Source organism: Acidovorax facilis, from assembly GCF_023913775.1.
Classification (GTDB): domain Bacteria; phylum Pseudomonadota; class Gammaproteobacteria; order Burkholderiales; family Burkholderiaceae_C; genus Acidovorax; species Acidovorax facilis.
This window is the reverse complement of sequence record NZ_JAMXAX010000073.1, coordinates 14,979-30,288: the sequence shown is the minus strand read 5'-3', so window position 1 is coordinate 30,288 and position 15,310 is coordinate 14,979. Positions and strand designations below refer to the sequence as shown.

General features: G+C 66.6%; 11 protein-coding genes, 1 pseudogene and 1 riboswitch. Of the genes and pseudogenes, 4 read left to right on the top strand and 8 right to left on the bottom strand.

What is annotated here, in order from left to right; translation table 11 throughout:
* Positions 1-418, bottom strand: a pseudogene (locus tag NFX52_RS18660) (glycine zipper 2TM domain-containing protein); the annotation flags it as partial.
* 117 nt (positions 419-535) lie between these two features.
* A complete protein-coding gene (locus NFX52_RS18655) occupies positions 536-1,462 on the bottom strand; it encodes a YihY/virulence factor BrkB family protein (protein WP_055398742.1) in 927 nt (308 codons plus the stop codon).
* Positions 1,463-1,656: 194 nt separating this feature from the next.
* On the opposite strand from NFX52_RS18655, the gene NFX52_RS18650 reads away from it, so the two are divergent.
* Positions 1,657-2,802: a serine hydrolase domain-containing protein gene (locus NFX52_RS18650; protein ID WP_055398744.1), complete on the top strand. Its 1,146-nt coding sequence runs from the start codon at positions 1,657-1,659 to the stop codon at positions 2,800-2,802.
* A gap of 268 nt (positions 2,803-3,070) precedes the next feature.
* Positions 3,071-3,667: a shikimate kinase gene (locus NFX52_RS18645; RefSeq protein ID WP_055398746.1), complete on the top strand. Its 597-nt coding sequence runs from the start codon at positions 3,071-3,073 to the stop codon at positions 3,665-3,667.
* A gap of 91 nt (positions 3,668-3,758) precedes the next feature.
* Here NFX52_RS18645 and NFX52_RS18640 read toward each other — a convergent pair whose 3' ends face one another.
* From NFX52_RS18640 to NFX52_RS18615, 6 genes are all read right to left on the bottom strand, one after another.
* Entirely contained in the window at positions 3,759-4,259 is a 501-nt protein-coding gene (locus tag NFX52_RS18640; protein ID WP_156358755.1) for a hypothetical protein, read from the bottom strand.
* Between the two features lie 17 nt (positions 4,260-4,276).
* Positions 4,277-5,344 (bottom strand): hypothetical protein, encoded by a 1,068-nt coding sequence (locus tag NFX52_RS18635; RefSeq protein WP_156358756.1) that lies wholly within the window; start codon positions 5,342-5,344, stop codon positions 4,277-4,279.
* 512 nt (positions 5,345-5,856) lie between these two features.
* Positions 5,857-8,595 (bottom strand): methionine synthase, encoded by a 2,739-nt coding sequence (metH, locus tag NFX52_RS18630; RefSeq protein ID WP_082437472.1) that lies wholly within the window; start codon positions 8,593-8,595, stop codon positions 5,857-5,859.
* Between the two features lie 33 nt (positions 8,596-8,628).
* Positions 8,629-8,737, bottom strand: a riboswitch (S-adenosyl-L-homocysteine riboswitch).
* A 29-nt stretch (positions 8,738-8,766) separates the two neighbouring features.
* Positions 8,767-10,467, bottom strand: a complete 1,701-nt coding sequence (locus NFX52_RS18625; protein ID WP_162239770.1) for an IPTL-CTERM sorting domain-containing protein — start codon at positions 10,465-10,467, stop codon at positions 8,767-8,769.
* 122 nt (positions 10,468-10,589) lie between these two features.
* Positions 10,590-11,333 (bottom strand): hypothetical protein, encoded by a 744-nt coding sequence (locus NFX52_RS18620; RefSeq protein ID WP_055398755.1) that lies wholly within the window; start codon positions 11,331-11,333, stop codon positions 10,590-10,592.
* A 96-nt stretch (positions 11,334-11,429) separates the two neighbouring features.
* On the bottom strand, positions 11,430-11,885 hold the full coding sequence (locus NFX52_RS18615; protein WP_055398757.1) for a PACE efflux transporter: 456 nt from the start codon (positions 11,883-11,885) through the stop codon (positions 11,430-11,432).
* Positions 11,886-11,957: 72 nt separating this feature from the next.
* Between NFX52_RS18615 and NFX52_RS18610 the strand changes: the two genes are divergently transcribed.
* The gene (locus NFX52_RS18610) at positions 11,958-12,893 is read left to right on the top strand and encodes a LysR family transcriptional regulator (protein ID WP_055398758.1); all 936 of its coding nucleotides are present in this window, start codon (positions 11,958-11,960) and stop codon (positions 12,891-12,893) included.
* 220 nt (positions 12,894-13,113) lie between these two features.
* On the top strand, positions 13,114-15,276 hold the full coding sequence (locus tag NFX52_RS18605; RefSeq protein ID WP_055398760.1) for a TonB-dependent siderophore receptor: 2,163 nt from the start codon (positions 13,114-13,116) through the stop codon (positions 15,274-15,276).
* Positions 15,277-15,310 lie beyond the last annotated feature (34 nt).

Below are 15,310 nucleotides of genomic sequence, written 5' to 3'. Positions count from 1 at the left end.
AGGTGGCACACAGGGGGGCCTGTGCGGCAGTGCGCAGCGGTGGCTGCTGCTGTGGCTGGTATTGCTGCGGGGGATGCCCGGCATAACCTTGCGAAGCAGCGGGCGGTTGATTTGCCACATTATTGGTAGCAATATTTCTATTGCCAACAAGCGCTGGCGCCGGTTTTTGTTGCAAATTCTCAGCTCTTGGCGCTCCTGGCGCAGGCTGCGCCGTCATGGCCAAGGGTTGCGCGTCGGCGGCGGACTTGTCCGCGTTCTGCACCACCAGGGTCGTGCCCAGCGCAACCACACTCACGCCCAGCACGCCGATAGCGACCCACAGCCACTTGAGGGAAGGGCTGGCCGCGCCGCCAAAGGCGCCAGCCTGCGCCACAGGAACGGCGGAAGTGTGGGTGGAAGGCGAAACGATAAGACTCATGATTTTTCTCCGAAAGATCCAGAAAGCTCTGGATGAATGGCCGCCAGCGTAACCAGCCAGCCCGGAAATCCGGGCGTAGCGTCTGTAAAGGACGTAAGAACCTGTTTAAGAACCAGCCTATTGCGGCACATGCAGACGCCCCCGCGCTGCAGGTAGCGCACCCAGCTCCTGAAAAGCCCGGGCGCAGCTGGCTGAAAACAACAGCACCGCCGACGAGAAATAGATCCACATCAGCAGCACCACCAGCGACCCCGCTGCGCCATAGGCCGACACCACTGCCGCCGTGGCCAGGTACCAGGCCAGCAGCTGCTTGCCCACCGTGAACAGCGTGGCGCCCACCACGGCCCCAGCCATGATGCAGCGCGGCGGCGGCTTGGACCCGGCGCCAATGCGCATCAAGCCCACAAACAGTGCCACGGCAAATCCAAAGGCCACCACTTCATTGACCAGCTGCATGGCCGGTGCCAGCGGCGCCAGCGCCAGGCGCGAGCCCGCCCAGCCCGCCAGCAGGTGGATCAGCGTGGACAGCGCCAGCGACACCAGCAGCAAAAAACCCAGCGCCAGCACGTAGGCCAGCCCCCGCAGGCGCAGCGACGCCATGCGCCACCAGGCGGCCCGCTGCGGCAGGGGGCCTTCGCCGCGCCACAGGTGCTCCAGCGCCGACTGCAACTCGACAAACACCCCGGTGGCGCCTGAGACCAGCACCACAAACCCCACCAGCGACGCCAGCCGCCCCTCGGCCGGGGCCTGCGCACTGGCCATCGCCTGCCGCACCACGTCGGCCACCTGCTGCCCCATCACAGCCTGCACCTGTGCGATGAGATTACTTTCCAGATAGCTGCGGTCCATCCACCAGCCCAGCACCCCCACCAGCAACAGCAACAGGGGCGCCAGGCTGAGCATGCCGTAGAACGACATGGCGGCGCTCATGCGCAGCCCGTCGGCGTCCAGCCAGAGCGTGGTGGCGCGCCAGAAAGGCTGGAGCAGGGTCCACACGGGTTTGACAAGGCGCAGTGCGCGGCGCTTCAGGGAGGGTGCTGCCATATGCGGCTAGCCTACGGCGGCAGCCCCCGCGCGTCCACCCGCGTTTCGCTGCAACTGCGGTAGGCCCGATCCCACATCGATCCCATAGCCCCCTGCAACAGTGGCCCTGCCTGTTGCCCAGGTGACCTGCCAACCCCCACGCGCGCGGATATTCTGAGGGCCGACGACATCCATCTACCCGGAGACACCGCCCCATGCACCCCCACGCCTTTGCCCACCTGCGCGCCGCACTCCAAACCCACGTCGACCAGGGTCTGCTGCCCGGCGCAGTGGCCCTGGTGCACCACCAAGGGCGCACGGTGCTGCACGAAGCCGTGGGCGCCCAGCGGCCCGGGGCAGGCGCGCCCGCCATGGCGCCCGACACCGTATTCCGCATCTATTCCATGACCAAACCCATCGCCTCGCTGGCGGCGCTGATGCTCATGGAAGAAGGCCGCCTGCTGCTGTCGCACCCCGTCTCGCACTACCTGCCTGCGTTTGCAGGCCAGCGGGTGTACGACGAAGCCACCGGCACCACCGCCCCCGTGCAGCGCGAAGCCACGGTGCACGACCTGCTGCGCCACACTGCCGGGCTGAGCTATGCGTGGGAGGCCGGCACGGTGCCCGACCAATACCGGGCGGCCCGCGTCGGCTCGCGGCGCCACAGCAATGCCGAGCTGGTGGCCGCGCTCGGCCCGCTGCCGCTGGTGCACCAGCCTGGCAGCCGCTGGGAATACAGCCGCGCCACCGATGTGCTGGGTGCGGTACTGGAGGTGGTCGAAGGCGAGAGCCTGGGCACCCTTCTGAAACGCCGTATTCTGGAACCCCTGGGCATGCACGACACCGGGTTTTCGGTACTGCCCCACCGCTTGGCCGACCTGGCCGAGCCGTTCGCGCGCGACCCGCAGACCGGGGCCGAGGTGGCGTTGATCGATGTCTCGGCCCCGCCCGCGTTTGAATCCGCTGGCGGCGGGCTGGTGTCCACCGCCAGCGACTACGCACGCTTTTTGCAGCTGATGCTGGGCCAGGGCACCGTACAAGGCCCGGACGGCCACGCCATTCGCCTGGCCAGCCGCGCCACCGTCGGTTTCATGACCGCCGACCACCTGGGCAACATCCCCCCGGTGGGCGACATCCTGCCCGCAGGCTACGGCTTTGGCCTGGGCGTGGCCGTGCGCAAGGCCACCGGCCTGGCATCCAGCCCCGGTTCGGCAGGCACCTACAGCTGGAGCGGACTGGGCGGCACCTTCTTTTTGGTAGACCCCGCCGAAGACCTGTTCGCCATCCTGCTCACCCAGGCGCCGGGCCAACTGCGCACCCTGTGCGAGCTGTATCCGGCGCTGGTGTACGCTGCACTGTGAGAGAGAGGCCTCCCTGAGCGGCTTCGCCGCTTCCCACTGCTCTCGCCCTGCGCGGGGGCGGGCGGGGGGACGATGCCCTCGCAGCAGGGCGGCCCTTGCTCGGCATCCACTGGCTTGGGCCGCGCCAGTCGCAACGGCTGCTGGTGGCGCCCTGCGCCGAAGGCCCGCGGGCGCCCGCGCGCTTACACTCGGCGTCCAGTCTCGGTAAACATGCAGCAGGCCCAGCGCCCCACTCGCAGGCCCGTCAACCAGATCCTTTTTCCTATCTATGCAGATCCGCTGCGCACTGGTCGGCATGCCCGGCTCCGGCAAATCCACCATCGGCCGCCAGCTGGCCCACCGGGCGGGGGTGCCCTTCATCGACCTGGACCACCGGCTGGAACAGACCATCGGCACCACCATCCGCAGCTTCTTTGAGGCCGAGGGCGAAGCCCGCTTTCGCGACCTGGAGTCGCAGGCCCTGGCCGACGTGGCCGGGCAAGCTGGTGGCATGGTCCTGTCCACCGGCGGCGGCGCCGTGCTGCGCCCCGAAAACCGCGAAACCCTGCGTCAGTTTGGCAACGTGCTGTACCTGCGCGCCTCGCCCGAAGAAATCTACCGGCGCGTCAAACACGACCGGACCCGCCCCCTGCTGCAAGGCGGCAACCCCATGGACAAGCTGCGCGACCTGTACGCCCAGCGCGATGGCCTGTACCGCGAAACCGCCCACTACGTCATCGAAACCGGCCGCCCCACTGTGCACACGCTGGTCAACATGATCATGATGCAGCTGGAGATGGCGGCGGGGGCACAGGGGGAGCAAGTGCCGCACGGCGCGTCAGATGCCCCAACCTTTTCGGGCGCGCCGCACGACGACCGCGTTTGAATTATTTGCTATTAAATAGATAGCTTTTTGCGCTTTACCGGCAAGCGCTAGCCGCCATTTTCATGCCCCCTGCAGCAGCGAGCAGCTCCCCCTACCGCGCCAGCAACTGCCCCTCAAACACACAGGCAGCGCCCCGATAGGCACCGCAACCCGTCTCGGACACCCAGGCCCGGCGCCCGTCGGCATCCACCCGCACCTGGACCTCGCAAGCGGCAGCGTCGGGTTCGGGCCGGTAGGGCTTGAGCACCAAGGTGCCTCGTTGCCACTGCCCCAGGCTGTCCAGACCGCCGCTGCACTGCGGCGATCCAACCGTGAGCGCTGCCGCCACCACGCCGCGTTCAGCATCCAACACGATGAGTCGTAACTGCAACTGCCCCACCAAGGCCGGGCCTTCCCACTGCGCCGCCAGGCGGCTGGCTGGCAAGGTCGAACTGGCGGCAAGAGCGGGCGCCTGGGCCTGGGACCAGCAGACGGGCTGGGCCAGTGCCAGCGCGGCCCACAGCGCTTTTCGTGCTCCGGCACACGCCACGCTGCGCGCCACGGCACCAAAACGTACAAGGGAGCGAAGTCGAGCGGGCAAGGAACAAGTCATGGCAGAAGTCGGGCGTTTCAACGGAAGTGGGCGGGCACTATGCGCTGCTCAATGTACTGCCACAGGTACGCCGTGTAAGCCTTGGCTGCACTGCCGTCGTGAGCGTCGATCATCGCCTGGCGCTTGTCGGCATCAGCCACGTGGTTTTTCAGCAGGCCTTCAGCGCGCGCATCGGTCAGCGTGCCTTTGAGGATTTGCGCCGCACCATTCGCCCCCTCGTGGTGGACCAGGTAGATGTACTGCGCTTTCTTGTCTGCGGGCAGATCGGCAGGCACCAGAGGGGTGCCATCGTCGTTGGTGCGGGCGCTCAGTTGGGTGAAGTAACCCTTGTCCAGCTCAGCCGCAGCCACGATGGAGGTGGTGGCGTCAAAGCGCAAGTCCAGCAGCGCAGCCCGGTCCACCACCTGGTTGGCATCGTTCACCTGCCCCAGGGACTTGGCCTGTTCATTGACGTAGCTGCCCGGCTTGGTGGCCGATTCGATCCAGGTGCTTTCCAGAAACTGCGTCAAGCCCCCAGCCTTGCTGGTGGTGTTGTAGCTCTGCGGGTCCCAGGTGGCCGAGAGCTCACGGCGCAGGGCCTTCCACTCGGCGGCCCCCGCCTTGTCCAGCTTGGCTTTGGGGTCCAGCTGCGGATGCAGCTCGACAAAAAAGCGCTGGTTGGTGGCGTCGTCCAGGCGCTTGCCGCGCAGCGGGCCCGCTTCTGCAGATATCACGGCCGCAATCGTGGCGCGTGGGTAGCCCGTGCGATCCGCAGCCAGGGTAATGGCGTCGCGGTAAATCTCGTTCACGCCCAGGCGCAATGGATCGGTCCGGTCGCGCTCGGCATGCCGCAACGCGGTCAAGGCGTTGGGCGCAGGCACGGTGCCAGCCCCCCAGAACGGCGTGGAGTTGGCGCTTTGCGCGGTGTTGCTGCTGGCGGTGGGGTTGAGGGTATCGGCCTGCGCTAGCATCAAGCCGGATTGCACAGCCGTCGCGGTGTTTTCGTTGGCAAAGCCCGTCTCCTGAGACAAACTGCGGTCCGTAGGCGCTGCAGCCGCGCCACTGCCAGAAAGTGCCCAAGTACTGGTGTTGGTGTTGATTTGCATGGTGAAGAGCTGTCGGTTTTGATCCATCCCTGGGCACGATGGGCACTGGGTCTCAGGCCATCCCTTGGGGCATCTGCCACTTGATGCAGCCGTGAGGGATGAACGTGATTGAACCGGTTTTACCTTCGTATAGATATACAGGCGATTCCTAGCTAGGAATCACCCTAGCTGGGAAGAACACCTACCCACAGAGCGAAGAACCGCCCGGCCACACCAAGGGCTCAGGGCAGAGCCTGCGTTCGATTTAGCGGAAAGTCTGGCCAGGAGCCTTGATCGGGCAGCCCGAGCTTTCGCCCTGCCTGTCGAGGGGCTGTTCAGCGGAAACGCCCTGGCTTGGACAGGCCCATTCCGAAGGGACGGGGGGAAACGGGCGGGACGAAGGACGAGGGCAACCAGTGCGACACGAGGTCACGAGGTCGTCCAAATCAAGCCGAATTGGCCTCCGGTGGTTTATTCACAAACGCAAGCTGCCGCACCATTAATAGCAAAGGCATCCCACGGCAGCAACGACATCACAGATTCGGCGCCAGCAACCGCTCCAGCACCTTCTCCTCCATCCCCCGGCGCTGGGCCATGTCGTGCAGCTGGTCTTCGCCGATCTTGCCGACGTTGAAGTACACGGCATCGGGGTGGCCGATGTAAAAACCGCTCACGCTGGCGGCGGGCATCATGGCCAGGCTTTCCGTCAGGCTCATGCCCACCTCTTCGCACTGCAGCACGCGGAACAGGTCGGTCTTGGCGCTGTGGTCGGGGCAGGCGGGGTAGCCGGGTGCGGGGCGGATGCCCCGGTACTTTTCGGCAATCAGGTCGTCGCTGCTCAACTGCTCGCCTGCGGCATAGCCCCACAAGTCGGTGCGCACGCGGTGGTGCAAGGCTTCGGCAAAGGCTTCAGCCAGGCGGTCGGCCAGGCTCTTGAACATGATGGCCGAGTAGTCGTCCAGCTGGTCGATAAACGCCTTTTCCTTCTTCTCGATGCCCAAGCCCGCCGTCACGGCGAACATGCCGGCGTAGTCGGCAATGCCGCTGCTTTTGGGCGCCACAAAGTCGGCCAGACACCGGCTGGGGCGGGTTACGCCGTCGATCACATGCTTTTCGGCCTGCTGGCGCATGCCGTACCAGGTCATGGCGACCTCGGTGCGGGTCTCGTCGGTGTAGAACTCAATGTCGTCGTCGTTGACGCTGTTGGCCGGGTACAGGCCCATCACGCCGCTGGCCGTGAGCCACCGGCCTTCGATGATCTTCTTGAGCATGGCCTGCCCATCGGCAAACACACGCGTGGCTTCCACGCCCACGATCTCGTCGGTGAGGATGGCGGGGTACGGGCCGGCCAGGTCCCAGGTCTGGAAGAACGGACCCCAGTCGATGTACTTGGCCAGCTCGCCCAGGTCGAAGTTCTTGAACACGCGGCGGCCCAGCGCGCGCGGCACGGTGGGCTGGTAGGCAGACCAGTCCACCGGGGTCTTGTTGGCGCGGATCTTGGCCAGGGGCCACAGGGGCGTGGCCTTTTTGTTGGCGTGCTGGGTGCGGACCTTGTCATAGTCCGCGTTGAGCTCGTCCACGTAGTTCTGCACGCCGTCGCCCAGCAGGCTCTGCGCCACGCTCACGCTGCGCGAGGCGTCGGGCACATAGACCACGGGACCTTCGTAGTGCGGCGCGATCTTGACGGCAGTGTGTACGCGGCTGGTGGTGGCGCCGCCGATCAGCAGCGGGATCTTCTTGATGCGGAAGTGCTCGTCCTTCTGCATCTCGCCCGCCACGTACTGCATTTCTTCGAGGCTGGGGGTGATCAGGCCTGACAGGCCCACGATGTCGGCGCCCTCCACCTTGGCGCGCGCCAAAATCTCGTGGCAGGGCACCATCACGCCCATGTTCACCACCTCGAAGTTATTGCACTGAAGCACCACGGTGACGATGTTCTTGCCGATGTCGTGCACGTCGCCCTTCACGGTGGCGATGACGATCTTGCCCTTGCTGCGCACGTCGCGCCCGGCAAGTTCGTCCTGGCGCTTTTCTTCCTCGATGTAGGGGATGAGATGGGCCACGGCCTGCTTCATCACGCGTGCGCTTTTCACCACCTGGGGCAAAAACATCTTGCCCGCACCAAACAGATCGCCCACCACGTTCATGCCGTCCATGAGCGGGCCTTCGATCACGTGCAGCGGGCGGCCGCCCTTGGCCAGGATCTCGCGGTATGCCTCTTCGGTGTCTTCGGTGATGAAGTCGGTGATGCCATGCACCAGCGCGTGCGACAGGCGTTCGCCCACGGTCTTGGGGTGCTCGGGCGTTCCGCGCCATTCGAGCTTCTTGCTTTCGTCCTTGGCGCCGCTCTTGGCGGTTTCGGCGATCTCGACCAGGCGCTCACCAGCATCCGGGCGGCGGTTGAGCACCACGTCTTCCACGCGCTCGCGCAGCACGGGCTCCAGGTCGTCGTACACGCCCACCATGCCCGCGTTGACGATGCCCATGTCCATGCCGGCCTTGATGGCGTGGTACAGAAACACGGTGTGGATGGCTTCGCGCACCGGGTCGTTGCCACGGAAGCTGAACGACACGTTCGATACCCCGCCCGACACCTTGGCGCCGGGCAGGTTCTGCTTGATCCAGCGCGTGGCCTCGATGAAATCGACGGCGTAGTTGTTGTGCTCTTCAATGCCGGTGGCCACGGCAAAGATGTTGGGGTCGAAGATGATGTCCTCGGGCGGGAAGCCCACTTGATCGACCAGGATGCGGTAGGCGCGTTCGCAGATTTCGATCTTGCGCTCGTAGGTGTCGGCCTGGCCTTTTTCGTCAAACGCCATGACCACGGCAGCGGCGCCGTAGCGGCGCACCAGGCGCGCCTCGTGCTTGAACTTGTCCACGCCCTCCTTCATGGATATGGAGTTGACGATGCCCTTGCCCTGCACGCAGCGCAGACCGGCCTCGATCACCTCCCACTTGGAGCTGTCCACCATGATGGGCACGCGGGCGATGTCGGGCTCGGACGCGATGAGCTGCAGAAAGCGCACCATGGCGGCCTTGCTGTCGAGCATGGCCTCGTCCATGTTGATGTCGATGACCTGGGCGCCGTTCTCCACCTGCTGGCGCGCCACGGCCAGGGCTTCTTCGTACTGGCCGTTCAAAATCATGCGCGCGAACGCCTTGGAGCCGGTGACGTTGGTGCGCTCGCCGATGTTGACGAACAAGGTGCCCTCGCCAATGGAGACGGGCTCCAGGCCGGACAGCTTCATGGGGGGCAGGGATACAGCAGACATAGGACTCACTCACCTGTGCAGGGGCAGCAAAAAAACAGGTGAGCGTCGTTGCGGTGTACGGCGGGGTGCGCGGGGCCCAAGCCTGACGAATCGCCATGCACCAAACCGGGCATGGCAAGTCGCTGCAACGCTCCTTGGGCCGAGGGGCGATTGTAAGTTGCCCGCCCGGGATCAGCGCACTGGGCGGCGGCCCCGGAATGCGGCCAGCAGCATCAAGCCCGCCATCAGCCACAAAGCCCACTCGGACAACGACGGAATCGCGCTCGCGGCCACTGCCGCGATGGTGTCGGTATCGGTGGCGCTGTTGTTGCCCGGGTTGGGGTCGGTTACACCGCCCGGGGCCGCGACCATCGCGGTGTTGACCAGCGTCCCCGTTGCCGACGCGCTCACCGTGGCGGTGACGGTGTAGGTCACCGATCCACCCGCAGGCAGGTTGACGACATCGTTAATGTTGCCGCTGCCCGCCGCCGTGCAGGTGCCACCGCCCGCGCCCACGCAGGTCCAGGTGCCGGTCAGCACGGCGGGCAGGGTGTCTGCCACCGTCGTGCCAGGGGCGTTGGAAGGGCCGGCATTGCTGGCGGTGATGGTGTAGGTCACCGACCCGCCAGCGTTGGCCGTGGCCACGCCATCGGTTTTGGTAATAGCCAGATCAGCTTGCGACGCGATGGTGTCGGTGTCGGTGGCGCTGTTGTTGCCCGGGTTGGGGTCGGTCACCCCGCCCGGCGCCGTCACCGTCGCGGTGTTGACCAGCGTTCCGGTGGCCGCTGCACTCACTGTGGCGCTCACCGTATAGGTCACCGATCCACCCGCTGGCAGGTTGACCACGTCGTTGATGTTGCCGCTGCCCGCCGCCGTGCAGGTGCCCCCACCCGCGCCCACGCAGGTCCAGGTACCGGTCAGTGCTGCGGGGAACGTGTCCGCCACCGTCGCCCCCGATGCATTGGACGGCCCCGCGTTGCTGGCGGTGATGGTGTAGGTCACCGATCCGCCCGGGATGGCCGTGGTCACGCCATCGGTCTTGGTGATGGCCAGATCGGCCTGCGGCGTGAGCGTGTCGGAGTCGGTGGCGCTGTTGTTGGCCGGATTGGGGTCGGTCACGGCAGACGTCACCGTCGCCGTGTTGGTCAAAGTACCCGTCGCAGACGCATTGATCGTGGCGCTCACCGTGTAGGTCACCGAGCCGCCCGCGGGCAGGTTGACGCTATCGTTGATGTTGCCGCTGCCCGCCGCCGTGCAGGTGCCCCCACCCGCGCCCACGCAGGTCCAGGTGCCGGTGAGTGCTGCGGGGAACGTGTCCGCCACCGTCGCCCCCGATGCATTCGACGGCCCCGCGTTGCTGGCGGTGATGGTGTAGGTCACCGATCCGCCCGGCGTGGCCGTGGTCACGCCATCGGTCTTGGTGATGGCCAGATCGGCCTGCGGCGTGAGCGTGTCGGAGTCGGTGGCACTGTTGTTGGCCGGATTGGGGTCGGTCACGGCAGACGTCACCGTCGCAGTGTTGGTCAAAGTACCCGTCGCAGACGCATTGATCGTGGCGCTCACCGTGTAGGTCACCGAGCCGCCCGCGGGCAGGTTGACGCTATCGTTGATGTTGCCGCTGCCCGCCGCCGTGCAGGTGCCACCGCCCGCGCCCACGCAGGTCCAGGTGCCGGTGAGCACAGCGGGAAAGGTGTCCGCAACCGTGGCACCGACGGCGGGGTCCGGCCCCGCATTGCTGGCGGTGATGGTGTAGGTCACCGACCCGCCCGGGACGGCTGTGGCCACGCCATCGGTCTTGGTGATGGACAGGTCCGCATCTTGGGCATGCGCTGCGGTCGCAGCCACCATGACCAACAAGAGCGCAGTGAGCCACAGCAAAACACGTTGAAGCATGGCGAAGTCCCGATTTGAAGTGGAGGGTTGGCCAAAGTGTAACGCCGCGTTTCCATCCGGAACTTTCATGCACGGCGGCACACGTTGGCCGCAGTTCCGCGCTTGAAGCGGTAAAACCGCTCTTAACGCACCGGCAGGAACTGCAGGAACGTGCCGCCCACAATGCCCTGCACATAGCTGATGGCGGCGCGGCGGTACTTTTCGGTGGTCAGGGCCGCCAGCAGATCGAGCCGCGCAATGACCTTGCCGAACTCGCGCTCAAAACTAAGGTTGCGCCCGTGGGGGCCGATCTCGTCGGCCAGCAGTAGCGGCTGGCCCTGGGCGTTGCGGCGCTGCGCCAGCAGCCACACGGCGCTTTCCACATTGCGAGCGGCGTTGTACAGGTGCTGCGCGTCGATGCCGTCGAGCAAGAAGAACTCGGTCTTGCCGCCATGGGCTGTGATGATCATGTCGGCCGTGGCGTGGATGAAGGCCGCCACGCGGTCCCCGGCAAACTCCGGCGCCAACGCGAAGCCCATCGCGGCGATGTCGCGGCGCCCCTGCAGCGGCGCCCAGGGCTGGCGCTGCAGGATGGCCGTGCGCACCTGCTCGGCGGCGTGGTCGCGGCTGGTGGCGCTGGTCTTGCGCCATTCGGCAGGGTTGCGGCGGTAGAGCTTGTCCATCAGGCGGAACAGGCCCTCCAGGTTCTCGTGCATGGCCAGCGTGGCCACGCGGTTCATGTCGGATTGGGCCAGCTCGGCGGGCGTTGTGGCTGCCCCCTTGACCTCGCCGCGTGGCGTGGGCGCGTTGCCCGCACAACCCGCGAGCACGGCGCACAGCAGGGCACACGATGACATCCACAACAGAGAAAGGAACGGCCCATGCATGGGCCGGATTATCGGGTGCGGGCGGCGGGCCAGGCGGCTCGCGAGCGCCCGTTAACACTGTTTGAAGATCTTGAACAGGTTCTGAGAGTCGGGCCCTCAGGCGGCGGCCATGGCCGAGGCTGGCAGGCCGAACAGGTGGTCGAACACCCAGTTGAAGACAAAGGTGTAGCAAAGGAAGAACCCGATCAGCCCCAGATCCATCACGAACGCATGCCACAGGCTGATGCCAAACCACCAGGCAAACAGTGGCACCAGCGTAAAGACCAACCCGCCCTCGAAACCGATGGCATGCGCTACGCGCCGCGCCACGCTGCGCCCACGCACGGGCTGGCGCGCTTCCCAGCGCTCAAAAGCCCAGTTGAAGACGATGTTCCAGAGGACGGCAATCACCGAAGCCGCCACGGCCACCACGCTGGAATGGCCCGCGCCCTGGCCCGAGAGCAGAGCCAGCCCTGCCGTGGCAGCCGCAATGGCGATCAGCTCATACAGGCTCACATAGATCACTCGGCGCTTGATGCCCTGCAGACCGAAAAGGGTGGGTTGCTTGTCCATAGGGGCGACTCTATGTGCCTGATGCTGATATATAAAGTCAGCTTGTTTCAGTCTATTTGATAGATCACGCCCATGGCCTTCTCTTCTGACAGTGTGCAGGTGTTCCTGGCGGCGCTCGACCACGGCTCGTTTTCGGCCGCCGCGCGGTCGCTGTCGCGGGTGCCGTCGGCCGTCAGCATGACGATTGCGCACCTGGAGGCCGAGCTGGATGTGCAGCTGTTTGACCGCAGCGGCCGCGAGCCCCGGCCCACGGCGGCGGCGCGCGCGCTGGAACCGCAGGCCCGGTTGCTCGCAGGGCAGCTGCAGCAGCTCAACGCCCAGGCGCTGGCGCTGACGCAAGGCCTGGAGGAGCGGCTGACGCTGGCTATCGCCCCCGAGCTGCTGGCCGCCCGCTGGACGGGCCCGCTGGCCACGCTGGCGTCGGAATACCCGCTGCTGCAGGTGGAGGTGCTGACCGCCCCCCAGGTGGATGCGCTGGCGCTGCTGCACAGCGGCCGCGCGCAGCTGGCGCTGGTGTTCGAGCGGCCCAGCATCGACGGGCGCGAGGGGTTTCAGGAAGTGGGCACCGAAACCCTGGTGGCGGTGATGGCGCCGGACCACGCGGTATTGCAAGGCGCGCGCGCCTCGGCCCTGGCCCGGGGCGAGCCGCCCGAGCGGGCCATGCTGCGCGAAGAACACCTGACCACCACGCGCCAGATCGTGGTGGCCAGCCGGGACCTGGCACAGACCGACCCGCGTTTTGTGTTTGCCCGCCACCACTGGCGCACCGACAACCACTTGGCCGCGCTGGGCATGATCGAAGCAGGCCTGGGCTGGGGCTGGCAGCCCCGGGCGCTGGTGCAGCCGCGCATCGAGGCCGGGCGGCTGGTGGAGATGCCGTTTGAGAACCTGAGCAACGGCACCGCCCTGTGGGTGGATGTGGTGTGGTCGAAGGAGCGGCCGCTGGGCCTGGGCGCGGCGCGGTTTGTGGCGCTGATGGCCACGGCGGCCAAGGCAGCACCCCGCTGAGCGCTCCAGCAAGGCAGGCGCTGCCCGCCCCCATGCGCACCCAGAAGGCAAGGGAGCGTTGCTGCAAAGACAAATGCGAATTGTTTGCATTTGCATGGATAATGGCGGCCTTTCATTTGCACCCCGCCCGTGCCCCGTTCAACACGACCTCTCTCCCGTGCGGCGGTTTGCACGGCGCGCGGGAGCAAGCCCCGCCGTTTTCTCTCTACCGATCTGCACCATGCATCCCTCGATTCCCCGGCCCGCCCGGCAGACTGCTACGGCCCGCGCCACCCTGGCGCTGTGCGCCTTTACCGCCAGCGCCGCCATGGCCCAGACAGCACCCCCTGTTTCATCGGCTCCACCGACCGACACCGTCCCCACCAGCCCAGCCCTGTCGGAAGTGCAGGTGCGTGACAGCAGCGCCACCACCGGCTACCAGGGCGCGCAGCGCAACACCGCAGCCACACGCACCGACACGCCGCTGATCGAAACCCCGCAGTCCGTGCGCGTGGTGCCCCAGCAGCTGATGGAAGACCTGGGCGCCACGCGCCTGGCCGACACCGTGGACTATGTGAGCGGCATCACCCGCCTGAACGACTTTGGCGGCACCTGGGACAACTATGCGATCCGTGGCTTCAGCAACACCGACGGCGGCCAGCTGCTCAACGGCTTTGCCTCCAACCGGGGCTATGGCCCGCAGCGCGACGTGAGCTCGGTCGAGCGCATTGAATTTCTCAAAGGCCCGGCGGCCGCGTTGTATGGCAGCAGCGAGCCGGGCGGCACGCTCAACATCGTCACCAAAAAGCCGCAGTTCACTCCCGCGCACAAGGCGGGTGTGCAGGTGGGCGGGCATGGCTACCGCCGTGCCACGCTCGACACCACCGGCCCGCTGGGCACCGACGTTGCCTACCGCCTGAACGTGGCGGCTGAGGATGGTGCGAGCCGCACCGCGCTGGTGGACAACCGCAAGCTGGTGGTGGCCCCGTCCCTCACCTGGAACCTGGGCGCCAACACGGTGCTGAACTACGAGGCGGAGTTCATCCGCATCCGCACCCCGCTGGACCGGGGCATCGTGCAGGTGCGCGGCAACGTGGGCGCGCTGCCGTCCGACCGCTACCTGGGCGACCCGAGCCGCCCCAACCTGCACGTGAACGGCGACACGCACCAGGTGACGCTGGACCACGACCTGGGCCAGGGCTGGCGCACGCGCGTGGGGGCGTCCTACCGCGAGACGGACCTGTATGGCGCCGCCGTGGACCTGACCGGCACCCTGGCCGCCGACGGCCGTACCCTGACGCGCCGCGACAGCTGGCGCAGCCTGCCAGCGCGCGATGCATCGCTGCAGGGCGAAGTCGAAGGCAAGCTGCAAGCGGGCGGCTTCAGCCACACCGTGCTGGCAGGTGTGGAGACCTGGCGGCTCACTGCGGCGCAGGACATCCGCTATTCCAGCCTGGCCAGCCAGCCGTTTGCCATCGACATCTACAACCCGGTCTACAACCAGCCCGTGGGCAACCTCACGCCGGGTTTTGACCTGGTGGACCGCACCCGCGCCACGGGCGTATTTGTGCAGGACCAGATCGACCTGAGCGCGAAGTGGAAACTGCTGGCCGGCGTGCGCTTTGACCGCTTTCACCAGGACAGCGAAAACCGCCTGGCCGCCACCCGCCAAGAGCAGGAGCATTCGGCCGCCACGCCGCGCATCGGGCTCACCTACCTGGTCAACCCCAACACCTCGGTCTACGCATCGGCCGGGCGCTCGTTCCGCCCCAACGCAGGCACCGATGAAAGCGGCAAGGCGTTCGACCCGCAAAAGGGCCAGGCGCTGGAGCTGGGCGCCAAGTGGCAGTCGGCCGACCAGCGCCTGAACGCGAGCGTGGCGCTGTTCGATATCCGCAAAACCAATGTGCTCACGCGCAGCCCCACCAACGCCAACTTCAGCATTGCGGCGGGCGAGGTGCAAAGCCGGGGCCTGGAGCTGGATGTGGCCGGGCAGATCGACGCCCACTGGCGCATGACCGCCAACTTCGCCTACACCGACACCGAGGTGACCCGCGACAACAACACCGCCCTGCTGGGCAAGCGCCTGCTAAACGTGCCGCGCGTGAGCGCGGGGCTGTTTGCCATCCGCGAAGACCAGGCACACTGGGGCGGCCGCTACGGCGTGGGCGGCGGCCTGGTGCATGTGGGCGAACGCACGGGCACCGCCACCGACACTTACCGGCTGCCCGCCTACACCACGGCGCGCATCACCGGCTACTGGCAGATCGACAAGCGCACGCGCCTGACGCTGGACGTGCACAACCTGTTCAACAAGACGTACTACACGGCCTCGTGGGGCGCGCTCACCGTGGTCCCCGGTCTGGGGGGGCAGGTGGTGGCGGGGGTGCAGGTGGCTTTTTGAGCCAAATAGGGTTCTAGCGCTTATCCAATAAGCG